The following is a 20,555-nucleotide window of genomic DNA, read 5'->3' as shown; positions in this document are numbered from 1 at the left end:
CTATTAAATTAAAGCATGGAGCTTTAAAGCTCAGGCATTAGTCGCCTTTATTAGGCACAATCAGATATTTCGTGCCTGTCTTTTTCGCATTATACAAAGCCACATTCTCTGGCTGTAACGCTTCTTCGAGGCTTAAGTCTTTGCTGTACGATGAAGCAAAAGTAGTGTTAATTTCCGTAGCCACTTTTTGGTATAGCTCGCCTACACGTTTCTTATCAAGCTTACCTAAGAAGCGCATTAGTAACCAACCACCAATACTCCAAGTCATACCGTAAGCACGGTTTAGAATTGTCGGAGAGAAGTCTAAGCCGCCATAGATATACACTTGTTTATTGCTGTCAGAGCCATAGGTGTTGAAACCTTTTGCATCTTTACTGCCCGAGGCTTCCATCATGGTAAGAATATCGCTAACTAGCTCACCGCCACCAATGGCGTCGAACGCAAGTGTAGCGCCAGTGCTATCTATGGCCTGGTAAAGTTCAGCTTTGAAATTCTCGCTGCTGGAATCAAGCACAATTTTCGCGCCAATACCTTTAAGTAGGTCTACCTGCTCTTGGCTACGAACGATATTGACTAGTTCTACGCCTTCCTCTAAACAAATTTTGTTTAGCATTTGCCCAAGGTTAGACGCCGCTGCAGTGTGAACCAAGGCTTTATGCCCTTCCATACGCATGGTTTCAACCATACCAAGTGCAGTAAGCGGGTTAACAAATGAAGACGCAGCTTGTTGCGGCGTAGTGCTATCCATATGAGGTAAACACGCCTGTACGGGTACACACGCATACTCTGTATACGCTGCGCCGGTAAGAATAGATACGGTCTTGCCCATCAAAGCCTGCGCTTCAGGACTATCACCCGCGGCAACTACTGTACCTGCGCCTTCATTCCCAATAGGTAAAGTTTGGTCAAGACGTGACTTAATACGGCTTAGCAAAGGCTTATGAACCGGCGCAACCAATGCGCTCTTATCAGCATCGAAGGTCGCCTTATCAAGACTTGCCGGGCCAAACATGGGCCACATATCTGACGGGTTTATTGGAGAGGCTTCCATGCGCACAATAACCTCGTGCGGCTTCGGCTCTGGAACATCTACCTCTTTTAGCGATACCTGAAGCTCACCTTCTGATGTAATTAGCGTAAATAGTTGTTTAGATTTATTCATATTGACTCTTGTGCCCTAAAAATTAAACGCTGTGTGTGCTGTTAAGCTAACACGCCACCACTATCAGCAGTATTTATATTTCGAATACATATGCGTTTCGATGGTTTATACACCCGATTACCTAGATGAGTTACACTGCAAAGCGAATATCGACCTGTAATAGCGAATAAAAAATGAAAAGACACTGTATATACCTCTTTCTAGGACTCATCGGCATAAGCAATGTGGCGTTTGGTAAAGCTGCTCCTTTGGTCTCAATTCCTTCCCACGATGCGTTTTTTAATTCAATAAAAGCGCACTGCGGGAAAGCGTTTCAAGGGAAAGTAAGTAAAGATAATGTAGGTAATACCTTCGGTGATGCAGAACTTGTTATGCACATACGAAAGTGTACAGACTCAGAAATTCAGATACCTTTTCATGTGGGTGACGACGCATCCCGCACCTGGATATTAACAAAGACTGGCGCTGGTCTTATGTTAAAACACGACCACAGAAATAAAGACGGCAGTTTCCACTCTTCAACCATGTACGGCGGGCACACTGTAGATGAAGGATACGCCCAAGTTCAATCATTTCCTGCAGACGCCTACTCAAAAGCATTATTTATAGAGTCTGGTATTGCAGCATCCACCGATAACGTATGGCAAATGATGATTTACCCCAACCGCTTTAGCTACCGATTGATTCGCCCAGCGCGCGAAGTCCAGGTTGATTTCGTTCTAGATAACACAGTCCCCGTTCCCAGTACGCCCTGGGGCTACAAAGATTGACTGAGGCTGAAACTGGACTCGGGTATCGTTGCGTTTATTACCACAACACCATATAACAAGTTTTAAATTTCTTCTTTATTTTGTCCCAACATACGACAAGATAGAAATAGTTAGACCTAAATCATCAACTACTCGGATAAAAAGAATGTCTTCTGATCCCAATGTTTTACAACAGCTTTTTGGCTTTTCGTCGTTTCGCGAGGGGCAAAAAGAGGCGGTGGATTCTCTACTTAGTGGGCATTCAACGTTAGCGATCTTTCCGACGGGTTCGGGCAAATCTTTGTGTTACCAGTTCGTCGCTACGCAGCTGCCACATTTAACGTTGGTGGTCTCTCCGTTACTGGCGCTAATGAAAGATCAGCTGGAATTTTTGCATAGCAAAGGCATTGCAGCAGCTAGCATAGATTCCACCTTAACACCTGAGCAAAACAAGCAGGTGATGAACGATGTGCGTTCAGGGCAGTGTAAAATTTTAATGGTGTCAGTGGAGCGTTTTAAGAACGAGCGCTTTAGGCAGTTTATTGAATCCGTTCAGGTCAGTATGCTTGTGGTTGATGAAGCGCACTGTATTTCTGAATGGGGCCATAACTTCCGCCCAGATTATCTTAAGCTTCCCGCCTACCAAAAAGAGCTTAATATCCCACTGGTATTGCTACTTACAGCAACGGCCACCAAGAAAGTAAAAGAAGATATGTCGGCCCGCTTTGATATCGCGCCAAGCAATATTATTCAAACGGGGTTTTATAGACCTAACTTAAATTTATATGTGCGGCCCGTTCTCGAACCCCGCAAAAACCAAGTGCTGGTTGAAGAAATTCAAAAACAACAAGGTGCTGGGATTGTTTACGTTACATTACAAAATAGCGCAGAGGACGTAGCGCGCTTTTTGCAGCAGCAAGGGTTTGCTGCAAAGGCCTACCACGCTGGACTTGACAGTGAAATAAGGCAAGGTATCCAACAAGACTTCATGAACAATAAGATTCAAGTCGTTGTAGCTACTATTGCCTTTGGTATGGGAATAGATAAATCGGATATTCGGTTTGTAATTCATTACGACTTGCCAAAATCTATCGAAAACTACAGCCAAGAAATTGGCAGAGGCGGAAGGGATGGAGAAGCAGCAAACTGTACAGTTCTCGCGAACCTAGATGGGCTTGTCACCATAGAAAACTTTGTTTACGGCGACACACCAGATAAAAGCGCTATCGAACGGGTAATTGGTGACATCAAGTCTCAGGCACCTGCCAAGCAAGCTACAATTAAACAAAATGATTCTCTCGTAAACGCAGAAAACAACCAATACCAATGGGAAACTCAGATAAACAGTTTGTCAAGTGCAAGTAATATTCGTCAGCTTCCGCTAAAGACCCTGCTTGTTCAGCTCGAACTGGCTAACGTTATTCGCCCGTTATATGCCTATTTCGCAGAATACAAATTCCGCTTCATTTCAGATAAAGCAAATATACTGAGTTTATTTTCAGAAGAGCGAGCGCGCTTTTTAGACGCCGTGTTTACCCATTCAAACATGAAGAAAGTATGGGGTGTGGTCGATTTTGATAGTATTTATCAGCACTACGGCGCAGAGCGTTCTAGAGTGGTGGCGGCTTTAGAATACTTACACGAACACAATCATATAGAACTCGCATCGCGCTTAATTACAGATGTATACCGTGTTAATAACGAACTACTCCAAGCCGGAGATTTAGCAACTCAACTAGCCCAGTACTTTGCGGAGAACGAGCGTAAAGAGGTCGAGCGCATTGCCGCACTTGTAAGCTTTTTCGAACAAGACACCTGCCTGAGCCACAACTTGTCATCGTATTTTGATGATACTCAAGCACCGAAGGCGTGTGGACATTGCAGTGTATGCAAAGGCGATGTGGCAAAGCTTAGCTATTCATCACCAATATCAACGCCAGATTGTGAGCAAGTATCGGAAGCTATGACAGCGCTAAAAACGCATTTAAGCGGTAAGTTTGAAGGCACCATCACGCCTTCTATTTATTGCCGCTTTCTAACTGGCATGACTATGCCTTTATTTAGCCGTTTGAAAATACGACAAGTAAAAGGATTCGGCAGCTTTGAACACTGCCGATATGCAGACGTATTCGAAGAAGTGAACAAAGTTTTATGCCTTTGACTGGCAGAGGTGGCTGCTAAGGGCCAATAACGGGCCAGCCTTAAATTAACCCCGTGTCCGTTACTAAAAACGGGCATATGCTTCTTACTATATACCCGTTACATTAACCGTGTGTACCACCGGATTAGCGAAACTTTAACGCTAATGCCTGATTACGCTTTATAACGGCGTATCACGCCATATTATCAATCTGCTTTAGAATGCTACCAAAAGCGCGACTTCCAACATTTTGAATCTGTTTATCAAAGTAAAGGCTTCCTAAAATAAAAATGGTAATATGTCCTTTTGAGCGCCAAGTAACATGTGTTTTTCCGTCCTCGTCTTTAAGCGTTATTTCACCTAACTGATGGTCGTACGGTAATGGCTTAGACTTCACCACTTTGTAGCCCAGTTTATGAGGCGGCTCGTAGGCCACTATCTCTTCGTGAAGATTCGAGCCCCCTGAAATAATTTCACGTACAGCTCCTAACCCATTTTTTTCATGCTTCCCTTCTACCAATAAATTGGACTGCTCAATAGCTTTAAACTGAGCATAACTAGCATGATCACTCAAAATGGCAAAAACCTCTTCGATAGGTTTATCTATAGTTCGCTCTACATGAATTGAAAACACGCTTTATTCCTTTTTTTGTTCATTTTTATTAGCGATGTTTTTCGATAATAGCCTAAACAAGAGCAAACGTTTACTTAATAAAAGTTATCGTTGACGGTCTAACTTGTGAATATAGCAAAAACCTTAATTCTACTTTATAGTGGCAGCAGAAATAGTGTCGTAAACGGTATAGGAAGTATGGACACCACTAAGAAAGGATCGCTAGTTGTGGTCGGCACAGGTATTAGCGTTGCTGGGCAAATGACCATTGCAACCAAAAGTCACATTGAGAACGCCGATATTGTCTTCATGGGTATCATGAACAAAATTGGTGAACACGTGGTTTCTACGCTTAACCCCAATAGTATCTCGCTAGACGACCTCTACGAAAAAGGCAAGTCCCGCGCGCTCACCTATTCTCAAATGGCCGATAGAATTGTAGAGTCAGTGGTTGAAGGCAACAAAGTTTGTGTAGCTTTTTATGGCCATCCGGGCGTATTTGTGACCCCATCTCATGAAGCTATCCGCCGCGTGCGAGCCATGAACCTAGAGGCAAAAATGTTGCCTGGTGTATCAGCAGAAGATTGTTTAATCGCCGATTTAGGCCTAGATCCCTCGCGCTTTGGCTGTCAGTCATACGAAGCAACTCAGTTTCTGTTTCGCGATTACCATATTGACCCACATATGACACAAATAATCTGGCAGATTGGCCTAGCCGGCGAAGCTACATTGAGCGTATTAGACGCAAGCCATAGCCAATCTGGGCTAGCCATGTTGGCAGATATATTGGCCGAACATTATCCCGCGGACCATGAACTTATTATTTATGAAGCCGCGACACTGCCGCTTTGCGAGCCCAAAGTCGAAAAAGTGCTTCTTCGAGAACTCGAATTTGCAACCCCCACCCTAGTCTCAACTCTGGTGGTTCCCTCAAAGGGAATGCCTGCGTACAGGCACGACCGATTAGCAAAGCTCGGGCTAACAGAAAAACAAGTAACTAACTATAGAAACCCAAGCGTAAATTAAAAAGGATTATAAAAATGGCAAAATCTATTCAAGATTTATTGGTTGAACTAGACACCAACAGCAAGCTAATGGAAGCGTATAAGAGCGACCCTGTAGCTACGGCGAAAAAATACGGTTTACCTGCCGATGAGGTGAAAATTATTGCTGAACAAAACTGGGACGAGCTGTCTAAGCGTTTTGACGACACCAGTAAAACCATCCGCGTTATCAGCTACTAACTATCAGCAAGCTAATGATGAAACGCTTTGTCTTGTGTATTGTCTGTGTCATTGCTTTGATGACGCCATCTGAGCGCGGTTTCGCTGCGCCGCAAGTCGAAGTCCCATCCCCCATACACCAGCTTGATGGGCTTAAAACACGCATTCAAGAAAATGATCCGAATGTTCAAAATACCTTTTCGAAATTGCATGCTTTTTTTACAGCTTATCCAGATGATTTCGAGCATGCACGCTTTTTAAACATTAAGTCTTACTTTTATGTTTTAAAGCAAGACTATGCGCCCGCATACGAGGCACTGCTTGAAGCGCGAAAATACGCAAATTCAGCAAAAAACACACTGGCTATGGCGGAGTCGTATCGCCTAGAGGGCTTAATTCTAGATTTATCAGGCGAACATGCTAATGCGCTAGACGCTATGAACCAAGCACTGGCTCTCTATAATAAAGCCGAAAGTGAGCGCGTATTATTGGTGTACAGCGCAATGGGCAACGTTTACATGTCGCTTAAATATTATGAGTTGATGCTAGAATTTTCCCATCAGTATATGTCGTCGGCTCAACGTTTTAATGATAAAGAAGGCGAAGGAACTGCATATTTCTTCCAAGGATATGCGCAAAGAGCATTGGGCAAATATCAAGATGCGAAAGTAAGTCTTTTATTAGCTGAAAGCTTACTTCGTGAGGCTAACTATCCGTTTATTGGGATAGTACACAGCGCCATGGTAGAACTTTATATTGCACAAGGTAACTGGAGCGCAGCGCTAAAAAAACTGAATCAAGCAACAGAAGCCGACCGTAAGGTTGGGTTTCGTTATAACGAAGGCTCGCACCTTCTTCACCTTGTAGACATCTATAAACAACAGGGTGAAATCGAACTTGCAATTAGCGAGCTTGAAGCAGGACTTCAAAAAGACGTCATTAAAAATGACAAGGTATTGATTTTAGATGTGCTCAATCAGCTTATCTCACTATACGAAGACAGCGGAGACTTAAAAGCAGCGCTTGAATATTCAAAGCAGCATAAACAAGCGTACAAGCAAAGCTTTAATGAACAACAGTCGAGGCTTATGGCATTGCATCGTGTACGTTTAGCAGTATCCGAAAAAGAAGAAACAATTAAGCTTTTGGAAAAAGATAATCAACTGAAAGAGCAGCGAAATCTGATCCAACAGAAAAAGAATACCCAGCAACTCTACTTTATTGGCTTTGTTATTCTTTCATTAGGGCTGGTAATCGGGCTATGGCTGAGAACCCGACTACAGCGAAAGGCACTTGATACACTGACGCAGGACTTGCGCAAAGCTACACAAGCAAAGTCAGACTTCTTGGCTCGGATGAGTCATGAAATTCGTACACCGCTAAACGCAATTATTGGCCTTACTAAACTCTCTCAGCGCGCCGCTGAAGATAAAGAACAGCAAACAAACTTGATTCAGATTGAAGGCGCATCGCAAACGCTCCTTAGTATCATTAACGATATCCTAGACTTCTCTAAAATTGAGGCCGGTAAGTTGGATATTGAGTCGACACAATTCAATTTAGATGCTCTAGTGAACCAAACTATTAGACTGCACCTAACCCGCGCGCAAGAAAAGCACATAGAACTCATTCAGCATATCTCTCGCGACGTACCGCTAAATTTAGTTGGCGACCCGTTGCGCATACAACAGGTGCTCAACAATCTATTGAGCAATGCGCTTAAATTCACTGAAGATGGCCTTATTTCGGTCAGCGTAAGGTGCACACAAAACGCAGAGGATATTCAGCTTGAATTTGAAGTGAAAGATTCAGGCGTAGGACTAACGACTGCACATCAAGCTCAGCTGTTCCAACCGTTTAATCAAGGTGACGAATCAATCTCAAGGCGCTACGGCGGCACAGGCTTAGGCTTAGCAATTTGTAAGCAGCTCACCGCATTAATGGGCGGTGAAATTTGGGTGGAAAGCCAGCTAGGCAAAGGGTCTATTTTCCACTTTACGGTAAAAGTACAGCAAGACGCATCTCAGCAAATTATTTCGCCGTCAAAACAACTTTCTGAATTGAAGGTACTTATAGCCGACGATATTGAAGCATCGCGAGACGCTATTTCTGAAGCCCTTTCAATGGCCAAAATTCAAGCCGATATCGCATCTGGCGGAAACGATGCAATTGTAAAGATGCGCGCTGCATTAGCCACCTCATCCCCGTACGATGTGCTCATTTTAGATTGGAACATGCCCGATATAGATGGCCTTGAAGTAGCGGCGATAATTAGCCAAGAGTTTTCTATTAAACAGCCAAAAGTAATCATGCTTTATGCGTTTGAATCGCCACGAATGAGAGAACAAGCGAACCAACTTGGTATACGTAACTTTATTAAGAAACCATTTAGTACAAGTGAGCTGGTAGATGAGCTGCAAGAACTATGTCTTAACGTAAAAACTAAAGCCTTGCCTAAAGACAAACCAACAGTACCTAACTTAAAAGGTACACGTATTCTTTTGGCTGAAGACAATGCACTAAACCAAAAAGTAACTATTGGTCTTTTAGCTGAAACCAAAGCCACGATTGAAGTTGCCAATAATGGTTTAGAAGCAATAAGTATGCTGCGTAAAGACAGCGCATTCGACGCGGTATTGATGGATATCCAAATGCCAGTAATGGATGGATTAACTGCAGCCAAACACATTAGAGAAGAGCTGAAGTTAACTTTACCTGTCATCGCCACAACCGCTCATGCCATGCAGCAAGACATCGATAAAAGCCTAGCGGCTGGCATGGATGGCCATATTAATAAACCTGTCGATCCGAACCGCTTTTTTGATGTACTTGTTGAAGTATTGGATAAAAGGCAGTCTTCAGCCACCTCTGAATTAACAAATGAAGTAAAAATAGCAAACTCATCACTAACATTCATCGACAAACCAAAAGCACTTGAATCACTACTGGGCGACGAAACATTATACAGAGAACTTCTTCACGACTTTATTGCATTAGAAGATGAACTTAATGCCCTACATTCGGCCATTGAAACCCAAGACTACCCGTCCATTGTGCGCAAAGCGCATATTTTCACAACGGCACTTCGATATATTGGTGCGTTTACCCTTGCTGAATTAGCCAGCTCTATTGAGTTGACCATAACGCGTAACGAACACACTGATACAGAAAATTTTAAAGCAAAACTAGAGCTTTTTTATACGTCGCTAACGAAAATGAGGGAACAGCTAAACGCTACACCATAACGCAAAAGGTCATTACGTTATATAAAACCTATCGAATGCGCAGACGCACAGTAACACCTGCATCTACCTGAATATCGTTTACTTTTTGACGAATTGCAGCCTTCAAAATTTTGAGTTTTAATGTATTATTGTTCAGCGTTTTTAAACAGTTAAGCGCTTTTAACTACAACCTCTTTACAATAACGCCCACTAAAGAGGTTTTTTAATAGGGCAAGGAAAAAAAATGAATAAAATAAAAACTATATTACTTCTAGGTGTTTCTCTAATTGCTACTGGTTGCGCAAACAAAGTACATACTTATGCGACCTCAACTGAAAACACAATTGCGTTGCGAGCATTGTCGAAGCAAGATGTTCAGGCTAACATCGGCGAGTTTACCGACTCAGGTAAGAACGAGTCGAAAGTAATGTGCCGTCTTTCTTCTCCAGTGGGGACACCAGAGGGCAGAACATTTGCAACATATATCAGAGATGCAATCTTAGCTGAAATGGTTGTTGCAAATGTTTATGACGACCAATCTTCAACGGTTTTAACCGCGAACCTAAACGATATTTACGGCAGCACCGTTATTGGTAATGCTTATTGGGAGTTTGATTTGTCCTTAGCTTCTAGTAACGGTAAAAACTTAGACATAACGTCTCGCTATGACTACGAGTCAAGTTATCTAGCTACATCTGCATGCTCTGAAATGCAGCGCTCTTTTGTACCTGCGGTACAGAAATTAAATACTGAGATTTTCTCTCACCCAGACTTTCCGGCCTTACTTAAATAAGATTTGACCGTAATTGATGCTTTTCAAATGAAAAGCATCAATTATTTTCTTCGAATGACGCATCAATAAAAGTAAGGTGCTAAACACCTAGACTTTTACTTCTTCTTTACCTCACTGAATCAGTTGTCTGTTTAAGCAGCAAACCTATATTTATTACTGTTCAGACTCTTGCGACGCATACTCATTTTTCATAAGCCATGCATAAGCTGTAGTAAATGCGGTTTCTTGGAACTGTTTTAAACCGGTTTCAGAGAACGGTACTGCTAGCGGGTTTCTGCGGAGTGACTCTTTGATATCTGTAGGGCTAAATACGATAACTTCTAAGCCATCAATTAACTCAATAGCTGCCTCTAGCTTAAAGCCAATTGCACTTCCCGCAAATTTACCTTTGCTTTGACGTTGGCGAATGATCACAGCATCAATTTTATAATCTTCGACAAGCTTCGCGAAGGTGCTTTGAAAGCTTTTTAGCCCCTTAGCACTAGTATCCGCAAGGGTTAAGCGGCGCGTACGGCAGTCGGGCAAATGAAACAAACCGTCAGCTAGCGACACCAAACTAATAATTGCTTCGTTACCTTTTAAATCTATACCACAGACTTTCATATTTATTCCTAATTACGTTTGCCTGCTATTATAACCCGTTTCGCAGCTGTTATTCACTTGCAAGTACTTTTCTTTACCCATCGCCAGTCTTGAGTTACCGCACTAGCCGGGCCATCAAAACTAGCTTAGGACTGATTTGATAGTGTCCTTGGACAAGGGCTTTACAAAGTGTTCGTCGAACCCTGCAGTTTTAGAGTCTTCGACGTATTTTTCAGACCCCCACCCGCTTTGAGAGTAAAATTTGACGTTTTCAGCTTCGGGTAAAACTTTTAGCATTTTAACCAGTTCGTAACCGTCTATATCCGGCATACCGATATCAAGAAATACGCTATTAGGCTTAAAGGCTTTGAACTTTTCCACCGCTTCAGTGGGAGAAGTAATTCCCAAAGCAGTAACGCCCATCGACTCAGCTAACAAGCAATAAGCATCGATAAGATCTGCATTGTCATCCACGAACATCACTTTACTTTTGCTTTGAATAACCGAATCAACTTCTGTACTGTCCGACTGCTCGTAAGCCGTTTTTGAAATAGGTAAGCTCACTTCAAAGGTACTCCCCTGATCAATCCCGTCGCTCATTACAGCGACTTCACCATGATGCAACGCCACCAGCTTACTCACTAGGGTTAAACCGATACCAAGACCACCTTTGGTATGCATAGAGTTGGCTTCAATTTGAGTGAACATATTGAACACATCTTTTAGCCTATCTTCAGGGATGCCCATTCCGTTATCTTTAACAGAAACAACAATCATCACGCCTTTTTTTCTGATATCGACAGCTATCTTTCCAGACTCTTTTGTGTACTTCGCCGCATTATGAATAATGTTAGAGAAGACCTGGCTTAAGCGCGCTTTATCTCCGTAAACGGTGACATCTTCTTCAAGGCAGTTTACCGTTATATCGTGTTTCTTCGCTTTAACCTGCTGTTCAACAATTTCTAAAGAATCAGAAAGTACGTCTCGAATACTTAACCTTTCAAACTCAAGCTTTACCTTACCTCGCGTAATACGAGAAACGTCCATTAGGTCATTAATAAGCTTTGACATGTACTCGGCTTGTCGGTTGATAATAGCCGTTACCCTTTTGCGAGTTTTGTCATCATCAACGCTTTCTAAAATGCTCGCGCCCGACATGATTGGGCCCAACGGGTTTCGCAACTCATGAGCCAATGTCGCGAGAAACTCGTTTCTGTAATTATCTTGTTTTTCAAGTTCTTGAATACTTATGTGCATACGCTCTTGCACATCAAGGGCATAAACCAAAAACATCCTGTTTAATCGGTTGGCAGTATCAATGTCAGTTTTATCGAAAGCTGTTGAATGCCCTTCAATGGTTCGTGTATGGATAGTAAACGCTGAACGAGGTTTAAGTCGTTCCGCTTTCGGCGCATCTTCTGATTTTTCATCTTCTGCCCCAATCCACTTTTGGACTCGATGGGTTTCTTTTCTGAACCAGGCGGTAAAGTACTGCTTTTTTTCAAACAAAGGGATGATCATAATACCCGCAATACCGTGTTCTCGCGCTTCCGGATAATCCTCATATAAAGAATCGTTGGTGTAAGGAAAACCGCCTTCGCTACTGGCTTTAGAAAAAATATCTTTAATGAGCTCTATCGGTAAGGTCGCCCCCAACGTAATAGTTTCGTACTGCGAATAATAAACAAACCCAGAGCTATTAAGCGCATCTAAAAATGCCCGCTCTCCGCTTTTCACCACGCGACTGATAGGGTTTGCCGGGCCTATTCTGTCCAACATAGCATCTACTGCGTTGTCAGTAATATGCTTTTTGCGTTTCGCAATTTCTTCTTCTTTTGCCAACAAATGCCAGCTAAACAGTTGGCTTAAATTCTCGCACTGCAACCTTACATTTTGTGGGATATAGCAGGGCTCGCGATGGTGACAGGAAATCAACCCGTATAGCTCTCCATCTGTCACTAAGGATATGGAAAACGAAGCGCGCAACCCTTGGTTTCTAATGTATTGGAGATGAATTGGCGAGAAGGTACGTAACAGGGAACGAGTAAGGTCCAAACGCTCTCTTCCCGACTCCTCGGCAGAAGGTACTAACCTAGCTGGGGGCAGGTCTGTGTCAGGAGTGAGCCTAACCCAATTTGTTTTGTAAAGCTCCCTAGCTTGCTTCGGAATATCCGACGCTGGAAAGTACAAGTCTTGGTAAGACTCCATATCTTCAGCTTTAGCTTCCGCAATAACTTTACCAGAGTAGTCATTATTGAACTTGTAAAGCACCACTCTATCCATGTTAGTGAGATATTTTATGGTCGAAACCATCTCTTGCGCCATCTCAGCTAACGACGTCATTTCTTTGAAGCGCGGCGCGATAGACATGGAATAAAGCTTAATAAATTGCTCTGCGCTATAGGCGTCTCTAAATTCTGTAGCAGGCTCTAGCTCTACAACATAGTGATGACCCGAATCATAAACGACCGCCAAATAATCTCTCGCTTCACCTTCCTTTAAAAGCGCCTCATTTAAAAAAACCTTAATGGGCAAGCGTATTTTGCTTTTCGATACTCTATCAAAGGTTTCTTCAAGAAAAGCGCGCTCGTCAGTGTCAGAGGAAAGAATATCTAAGAAATTTTTACCAAGGATCCCCTCAGCAAATATCGTTTCGCAGTTCTCGCTGACGATTGAAATATTTAAATCGTCGTAGCTAAAGGCAATAAGAAAACCATAACTTTGTACACTTTCGGGAATGTGTATGGGTTCGTCTTCACAACGTTCAAAGTCAAAGTTTTGAGGAGATTGATTCATAGAGGTCCTAAAGTTTGTATCCGTCCGTTTCGCGCGAGCATGAATCGAAAAGTATCATATCGACAAGCCAATTAATAACCTTCTCACGTTTTACTGGCTTAATTTAATGTTGGTAATTGCGCAGGTTTAACTCACACTCAAACCTAGCGTTTAGATAACGAGCGTTACCTAAACACCGGTTTCATTCCTTCACTAGTTATTAACGGAAAGAAGCTTTATCAAGCGTCCGCCTTCCTTATCTTCGAGAACATAGATATTGCCCATGCTGTCTTGTTCAACTTCACGCACTCGCTTGCCCCACTCGTAACGCTCTGCTTCTTCAACTTTCCACTTACCTTTATCATCTTTATTGAAGGCTACGCGAACCAATGCTTTTGATGACAAGCCGCCGATGAAGCCATTACCTTCCCAATCGCTGAACTTATCTCCTTTATAGATGATAAAACCAGCGGGGCTAATGGCAGGCACCCATGCAAGTTCTGGAGATTTAAAAACGGGAATGTCTTCATGGTTTGGGATTTTAACGCCTGAATAATGGTCGCCCTGCGATACTGTGGGATAACCGTAGTTGCGTCCTTTTTCGATAATATTTAGTTCATCGCCATGGCGCGGTCCCATTTCGTGAACCCATAAGTTACCTTGCTCATCGAAGTCGATGCCAAGCGGATTACGGTGCCCTAACGTCCAAATCTGTTCGGTTACGCTGCCCTGACCATAAAACGGGTTATCTTGTGGCACACTTCCATCTTCGTTCAAGCGCACAACTTTCCCCAAATTCATTGCCATGTTTTGGGCTGGCGTAAATTTCTGGCGCTCACCAGAAGTAATAAACAAATGCCCATCAGGTGAAAACGCCATGCGATGAGAGTAATGCCCGTTACCCGTCATCTTCGGCGACTGACGCCAAATTAGCTCTCTATCAGATAGCCTCGCGCCACTATCAGTAACGCTAAGCGTAGCTCTCTCAATGACTGCGCCGCTAAACGCGTCGTCTTTTTCATCCCGCTCAATATACGAAATGTAAATGGTGCTATTCGACGCGAAGTCAGGATGAACAATGACATCACCTAAACCGCCCTGCCCGCGCGCAGTAACACTTGGCACATTACTCACCGTAAAACGCTTCTGCTGGTTTTCATCTAGCAACCACAGAGCGCCAGCCTTTTCCGTTACCAAGCTGTGCCCATCTGGCAAAAACGTCATGGCCCAAGGACTGTCGAAGGTAGCCTGAATACTACCCATCACAGTTGAACCATTACTGCCATTCATTTCAATTTGTTCAGGAGAGCCAGACTGAGCAAAGGTAAAAAATGAGGAGGTAAAAAGCGTTACTAACAATGCGGCTTTTCTGCTCACGCTGGTTCTGTGCGTATTTAATGTTCTCATCTACGTTCTAACCTTTTAGAGAATTTGCGTACTACTGATTGCTCGTTAAGACGTTAACTACACGTATACGTGCGGCGCAAAGGGTTTCAGTTAGTCTTTGTTACGTAGATTTAATTAAACAGGTTTATATCGTCATTTTGGATTTGCAATTCGTTAAGGTATTAACAGTATGAACTTATTCGCGCTCCCTAAACTTTCTTTAATGTCGCCATACTTTACATAAGCCACGCCTATGTTACTTTGGCTGTAGTTTTAGCAACGAATGTAAGGAGGTGATCATATGTCTAGAGTTAAGGTATTTGAACAGGCAGCTATGAGTGAGGGTCGTTCTAGCTAACCCCTTTTACGCAATTGCTCTATAAGGCTGTCTATTCAGCCCGGCTCGGAAAGCCGCATCACGTTGCTGAATGCGGCTTTTTTTACATTCCAAAAAAATTAACTGGAAAAAACTATATTTTCAGTATGTTTCGTTTCAAAATTCGTAAGATTTAAAATATGCTCAGTTTGCAACAAAGCAAAGAGCGTCAAGATTGTACCAAGGAGTAGGAAGTTGGTCAGGGTTGGACTGTTTATACTAATAGCGTTAGCGACATTTTCTCATGCTAATTCAAACAATATTGAAGATCACAATAGCGTATTCACTCTCCACGCTGATAACGCGTTTTTGACTAAACGGGTCAATCTGGACAACAAGCCCTACTCTACCTCTGTAGATACAGTACAAATGCTTGTTGACGAATTGGGTTACACTGCACCTGTACTTCATGTTCCACTTGTACGCTCGTTTGCTTATATGCGGCAAGGCAAGAACGTTTGCGTACTCAATAAAGTCAAATCCCCAGAACGCGAGCAAAAACACCTTTATTCACTACCGCTTAGCTTTTTCCAAACACAACGTTTTTACCAACTGGCTTCACTGCCACCACCAGGTGACGAACTTTTAAATGAAGCAGGTCACTTATTGAGTATAAGTAAGGCAATGAAGGCCTATCCCGATTCTTATATTGTGCTGCCAGATGAGTATTCATACGGTGCTAGGGTTGACGAAGACTTAGCGCATGTTGATCAGAAGCAAATACTTCGTGTAGCAAATAACGTTTATTATTCTAAGTTTATGGAGATGTTTGCGGACGGAAAATCTGATTTTGCACTCATTTTCCCGGCTACTATTTACCGAAACTTTGGGGACAAGTTGCCAGTTGCTGTACGCAGTTATTCCATTGCGGGTAACACAAGCCATGTATCGGGTCATGTTATCTGCCCTGATACACTGCAAGGGGCAGAGCACATAGCGCGTATAAACGCCGCAATAAAACGCATTTATTTAAAAGCTGAATTTATTACTGCGCATACCCGGTATTTGCCTGCACAGGATAGGCAAAACTTGCAGGCTTTTATCAAGCAAACGATTCAAACGCTATTGCTGGACGAATAATGGTTTCGCCACCTTGCCTTATTAACAAACCACCAACAAATATTAAAAAATATTGTCTAAAAATCAGTCTCATACATCTAAACCCATTGACTAAAGAGCAGTATAATTCAAGGGTGAATTATTGAGGTATTAGACATGAGCAAACACAGAAAAGAAGTGAGTAAAGAAACAGCAAAAGTGGTAGCTACAATGATGGTGCCTATGGTGGCATTGGGCCTAGTTTGTTTATCAATAGGTGCTTATTTGATGAATAATGTCTTTACTGGCATTTAGCACTAAAATAGTTTTAACAAGTAATAAGCAGTATTCGCCATCACTGGTAAAACGAATGCTGCTTTGCTCGCTCTACCTCAAGAAGTTTAAACAAATCTTACTGCCATCCAAATTGCACACATATTCGCCATAAAATAACTTTGCTACTCGCTAGCCCGGTTCGCTGTCGCTTGTAGTTGAATGCGTTTTTTTTAACTTCAAAATAACCGAGAACACTCTTTCACAAACTATGTACAAATGTGCGATAGGAGATTGTTCGTTAACCATGTTTTTTCTAGCAATTATTAACCATCATAAACAACACAAAGTACAGTTTACTAAACAATATTTTGGTTGATAATACAGTTACCTGCAATGAGGCAGGATTTTATAAAAGGAATTTAAAATGAAATGCGAAGAACTCACACAGATTGAACTTGAATATGTCTCGGGCGGATTTAGAAATTTTATGTTCGGCTACTTAGTGTCAAAGGCAATGGATAGTTATGTTGATTGGGTACAGGGTGGCGCCGGTGGTTGGAAAGTTGAGTACAACGGCACCGGTTACGATGATCCACTGCTTTAAACAGACAGATAGAGTTAACTAAATGAAAAACGTGCCTCTCTTGAACAAAGTCGTTTATTTTGGGCTTCTTCTGCTAGGCACGTACCTATGCAGCAAATTGCTACAAGTAATCACTCTCTATTTCCTGGACCAACCATTTTTCGTAAATCCCTTGTCTATCACTCAGTCCGATGAATTTACATCTTCAATTAAAGTCTCTCTTATCCTACTTGATTTTATTAGCTTTGCTCTTTGTTATTTTGTGCTGAAAAAATGCTTAAGTTTTTTAGAAAAAACTGAGAAGAAGTAAGCAAAGAAGCCGCTTAAGTGGTAGCCATTATGATGGTGCCAATGGTGGCGCTAGGCCTGGTATATTTATCAATTGGCGTTTATTTAATGATTAATATATTTACTGGAATTTAGTACATAAAATTCTTAGTAAGAGATAGCAGTATTCATGTGCTTCTGGCAAAACGTGAATACTGCTTTCCCCGCTATAACTAGAACCCAACCGAAGAAGTTAAAACAAATCTTGTGGCCGCATAAGTCGCGTACAAAAGCACTATAAAACAGCATTGGTGCACGCAGACCCGGTTCGCCGTTGCAAATTGGTAAATGCGTTTTTAACTGGCTATTATTTGACTAATTTTTGACTAGCAAGAGTGACTCTGACAGCGTAGGATAAACAAATTATAAAAAGCTCGCGCCTGATAGCGAGAAAGGGAATTTCATATGTATCATAAGCTTGCCTGTGTTATTATCGGTGCCGTATTTATCCTTAGCCTTAGCCTTCCCGTAAACGCTAAAGTGCGTGGCGAGGCCGTAGTTACAACAATAAAGTCAGAAGTCTTGAGTGAGTCACGAGAACTGCTTATTCACTTACCTAACAACTATTCCCGCTATAAAGACACCACCTACCCAGTTTTATATTTGCTAGATGGCCAGCGTAATTTTGCCCATACCGTAGGCACGCTTGATCTGCTAAATCAGTCTGGAATGGCGCAGGAAATGATTGTTATCGGTATTACCAACACCGAGCGCACGCGAGACTTCACACCTACCTATGATGAAAGCTACAACCAGTGGGGAATATCTGGTGGTGCCGACAACTTTTTAGACTTTTTAGAAAAAGAACTAAAGCCTTACATAAAAGCAAACTATCGCACCAATAACTACGCGATTATTTCCGGGCATTCATTAAGCGCCCTTTTTACCTTATACGCACTGCAAGAGCGGCCTGAACTATTTCAAGCTTACTTCGCATTTAGCCCAAGTTTGTGGTGGCACGAAGAAGTGATATTTCCAGAGGCAAAAGCTTTCTTTGCGTCAGATAGCGACCTTAACAAATACCTTTATATCAACATGGGTAACGAAGGTGGAAACATGCTAAGCGCATACGAACGCTACGCTGAACTGCTAAATAGCAGCGAACGAAAAGGGTTTACCTTTGATACCGAGCTAGACATATCTGAAAGCCACAATACGACTGCACTTGCAGGTATGAGCTTGGCGCTTCAAAAGCAGCTAAATTCGTTACGCCCAACAGGTGCGATAATACAAGAAGGTATTCCTGCGGTAGAGCAATACTATAAAGACCTTTCTGCAAAATACGCTTTTGAAGCAAAGCCAGAATATAAAGCAGTAAACCACGCGGGTTATGCGGCGCTAAACAAACAAGACTTTGAATCCGCCATTGCAATTTTTAAGAAAAATATAGCTCGCTTCCCTAACAAGTCTGATGCTTACGACAGCCTGGCAGACGGTTATGAAGCTAACGGCGATTTAGCCATGGCACTTGAAATGCGAGAGAAAGCGCTAGCAATGAGCTATGAAGAGAACGTTGAGAATGGTGCTTATAAAACGCGGCTAGCTAACTTGCGAAAGAAGATTGAGGAAGGTACAGGCAAATAGCTATTGAGCGCCTGATTTAGCATATTGCTAGCATTGACCAAATAATAATAGGAACGTACGCCGGTATGTTCACTCGTAATGGAATACACACAATGAAAACAAACAAGCTCTTCGCCTCTTTAACACTCTCGCTTTTTTTAGCTTCGTTATTGGGCTGCGCAGAGCCTGAGTCCCTGCCCGCCTCTCCCTCTGCTGCCGCAAAATCAAAAGAAGCCAACCTTTTAAAAACTGGGCTTACTGAACGCATTCGAATTGAAGGGCAAGAGGTTGATTACCAATCTTTAGAACAAAGACAGGCGCATTATGATGTGCCTGGTGTGTCTATCGCGTTTATGAGAAATGGGCGACTAGCTTGGACCATGCAAAGCGGCGTTAAAGATTTAACCACTGAATTGGCTATTGATGAAAACACGGTGTTCCAAGCTGGAAGTATTTCTAAACCCGCATTTGCCGCAGTATTGATGAAATATCGCCAAGATAACCCGATAGATTTAGATGCAGATGTTAATACCTTACTCACCAGCTGGCAGTTGCCTGAACATGAATGGACTGGGCAAGACGTTGTTTCTTTACGCAGATTATTAAGCCACACGGCAGGCACCACAGTACATGGCTTTCCTGGTTACGCAGCTGGCGAACCAGTACCTACTTTGCAGCAGGTGCTAGAAGGGGCATTTCCCGCCAACACCGACGCTGTTATTGTTGATATTCAACCTGGCACGCAAATGCGTTATTCCGGTGGCGGCACTACGCTCGCTCAACTTACCTTACAGGACGTAGCTAACGAGCCTCTGCCATCTATGTCGCAACGGCTTTTATTTAAACCTTTGGGCATGACGCGTTCTGGCTTCGAACAGCCCATAACAACAAACCTATCGAACAATATGGCTACGCCCTATGACGGCGAAGGCGCGCCAATTAAAGGTGGTGCGCATACTTACGCTACGCTTGCGGCAGCCGGTATGTGGAGCACGCCATCAGACATGTTAAAGATGGCAAACGGCGTTCGTAGCGCGTATTTAGGGCAGAAAACCGACTGGATATCGCAAGCCACCGCGCAGGAAATGTTAACCAACAATACGCCAACAAATGAAGCGCCTAATGTAGGAATAGGCTTTTTTATCAACATGAGTGACGATGGAGAAATTCTGGGATTTGGTCACGGCGGCGCAGATGCTGGGTTTATGTCGCAGCTATACCTTGAACTAGATACCGGCAACGGCTACGCCATTATGACGAACGGCAATAACGGCAGGCAGTTAATAACTGAACTAGAAATACGGCTAAAAGAAGCGTTAAAAGTAGGCTACTCGGAAGCTGAAGTTAGGAAGTTAGTACCCATAAGCCAAAAGGAACTGAGTAAATACATTGGAACCTATGTGGTGACCAACCCAGTGAATGTTGATGTGGTGTTAGAAAAAACAGCCAATGGTTTTATGCTTAACGCCTTACCTTATGTTGAAAATGAAGAATATTTTCATGAGGGTGGCGGCCGATTTTTTGCTAAGAACGGCAGTAGTGTACGTTTTGAAATGGATGATGAAAGTGAAGACGGATCGATTAAGACACTTGTGATGGATGGGAGGATTCGGGGTGTTAGGGAAGAATAGATTCTAGGGTGTGAGCTGATACATGCCCCTAATCCTTTTTGTTCTAGTTACCACCCTTACTATATTCTAAGCTAGACGGCTGCTACTTACGTGAAGCAGCCCTACAATTAAAAG

At 42.7% G+C, this 20,555-nt stretch carries 16 protein-coding genes; 11 read left to right on the top strand and 5 right to left on the bottom strand.

Annotation, left to right across the window (positions count from 1 at the left end):
• Positions 1–37 precede the first annotated feature (37 nt).
• Positions 38–1,162, bottom strand: a complete 1,125-nt coding sequence (locus V7R55_RS01985) for a zinc-binding dehydrogenase (RefSeq protein WP_334056866.1) — start codon at positions 1,160–1,162, stop codon at positions 38–40.
• A 173-nt stretch (positions 1,163–1,335) separates the two neighbouring features.
• Here V7R55_RS01985 and V7R55_RS01980 point away from each other — a divergent pair, with 173 nt between their 5' ends.
• Positions 1,336–1,932: a hypothetical protein gene (locus V7R55_RS01980; RefSeq protein WP_334056864.1), complete on the top strand. Its 597-nt coding sequence runs from the start codon at positions 1,336–1,338 to the stop codon at positions 1,930–1,932.
• A 145-nt stretch (positions 1,933–2,077) separates the two neighbouring features.
• Positions 2,078–4,072 (top strand): RecQ family ATP-dependent DNA helicase, encoded by a 1,995-nt coding sequence (locus V7R55_RS01975; protein ID WP_334056862.1) that lies wholly within the window; start codon positions 2,078–2,080, stop codon positions 4,070–4,072.
• A 172-nt stretch (positions 4,073–4,244) separates the two neighbouring features.
• Here V7R55_RS01975 and V7R55_RS01970 read toward each other — a convergent pair whose 3' ends face one another.
• Positions 4,245–4,685, bottom strand: a complete 441-nt coding sequence (locus V7R55_RS01970) for an SRPBCC family protein (protein ID WP_334056860.1) — start codon at positions 4,683–4,685, stop codon at positions 4,245–4,247.
• A 177-nt stretch (positions 4,686–4,862) separates the two neighbouring features.
• Between V7R55_RS01970 and V7R55_RS01965 the strand changes: the two genes are divergently transcribed.
• From V7R55_RS01965 to V7R55_RS01950, 4 genes are all read left to right on the top strand, one after another.
• Complete coding sequence (locus V7R55_RS01965) at positions 4,863–5,690, top strand: SAM-dependent methyltransferase (RefSeq protein WP_334057137.1); 828 nt, start codon at positions 4,863–4,865, stop codon at positions 5,688–5,690.
• A gap of 14 nt (positions 5,691–5,704) precedes the next feature.
• The gene (locus V7R55_RS01960) at positions 5,705–5,908 is read left to right on the top strand and encodes a hypothetical protein (protein WP_334056859.1); all 204 of its coding nucleotides are present in this window, start codon (positions 5,705–5,707) and stop codon (positions 5,906–5,908) included.
• Positions 5,909–5,922: 14 nt separating this feature from the next.
• On the top strand, positions 5,923–9,132 hold the full coding sequence (locus tag V7R55_RS01955) for a tetratricopeptide repeat-containing hybrid sensor histidine kinase/response regulator (protein ID WP_334056857.1): 3,210 nt from the start codon (positions 5,923–5,925) through the stop codon (positions 9,130–9,132).
• Positions 9,133–9,355: 223 nt separating this feature from the next.
• On the top strand, positions 9,356–9,904 hold the full coding sequence (locus tag V7R55_RS01950) for a hypothetical protein (RefSeq protein WP_334056856.1): 549 nt from the start codon (positions 9,356–9,358) through the stop codon (positions 9,902–9,904).
• Positions 9,905–10,057: 153 nt separating this feature from the next.
• Here V7R55_RS01950 and V7R55_RS01945 read toward each other — a convergent pair whose 3' ends face one another.
• From V7R55_RS01945 to V7R55_RS01935, 3 genes are all read right to left on the bottom strand, one after another.
• Positions 10,058–10,507, bottom strand: a complete 450-nt coding sequence (locus V7R55_RS01945) for a DUF3010 family protein (protein ID WP_334056854.1) — start codon at positions 10,505–10,507, stop codon at positions 10,058–10,060.
• A gap of 120 nt (positions 10,508–10,627) precedes the next feature.
• Complete coding sequence (locus V7R55_RS01940; protein WP_334056852.1) at positions 10,628–13,282, bottom strand: ATP-binding protein; 2,655 nt, start codon at positions 13,280–13,282, stop codon at positions 10,628–10,630.
• A gap of 192 nt (positions 13,283–13,474) precedes the next feature.
• Complete coding sequence (locus V7R55_RS01935; RefSeq protein WP_334056850.1) at positions 13,475–14,668, bottom strand: PQQ-dependent sugar dehydrogenase; 1,194 nt, start codon at positions 14,666–14,668, stop codon at positions 13,475–13,477.
• Positions 14,669–15,218: 550 nt separating this feature from the next.
• Between V7R55_RS01935 and V7R55_RS01930 the strand changes: the two genes are divergently transcribed.
• The 5 genes from V7R55_RS01930 (at position 15,219) to V7R55_RS01910 (ending at position 20,441) form a co-directional block, all read left to right on the top strand.
• Positions 15,219–16,103: a hypothetical protein gene (locus tag V7R55_RS01930; RefSeq protein ID WP_334056848.1), complete on the top strand. Its 885-nt coding sequence runs from the start codon at positions 15,219–15,221 to the stop codon at positions 16,101–16,103.
• A 135-nt stretch (positions 16,104–16,238) separates the two neighbouring features.
• Positions 16,239–16,376: a hypothetical protein gene (locus V7R55_RS01925; RefSeq protein WP_334056846.1), complete on the top strand. Its 138-nt coding sequence runs from the start codon at positions 16,239–16,241 to the stop codon at positions 16,374–16,376.
• A 385-nt stretch (positions 16,377–16,761) separates the two neighbouring features.
• Positions 16,762–16,941, top strand: coding sequence for a hypothetical protein (locus V7R55_RS01920; protein ID WP_334056844.1), 180 nt, complete (start codon positions 16,762–16,764; stop codon positions 16,939–16,941).
• A gap of 711 nt (positions 16,942–17,652) precedes the next feature.
• On the top strand, positions 17,653–18,831 hold the full coding sequence (locus tag V7R55_RS01915; RefSeq protein WP_334056842.1) for an alpha/beta hydrolase-fold protein: 1,179 nt from the start codon (positions 17,653–17,655) through the stop codon (positions 18,829–18,831).
• Between the two features lie 92 nt (positions 18,832–18,923).
• The gene (locus V7R55_RS01910; RefSeq protein WP_334056840.1) at positions 18,924–20,441 is read left to right on the top strand and encodes a serine hydrolase domain-containing protein; all 1,518 of its coding nucleotides are present in this window, start codon (positions 18,924–18,926) and stop codon (positions 20,439–20,441) included.
• Positions 20,442–20,555 lie beyond the last annotated feature (114 nt).

The organism is Alteromonas sp. S005 (assembly GCF_036864475.1).
In the GTDB taxonomy this organism is placed as follows: Bacteria; Pseudomonadota; Gammaproteobacteria; order Enterobacterales; family Alteromonadaceae; genus Alteromonas.
Note: the sequence above shows the minus strand (reverse complement) of the source record. Positions and strands in the feature narration are given on the sequence as shown.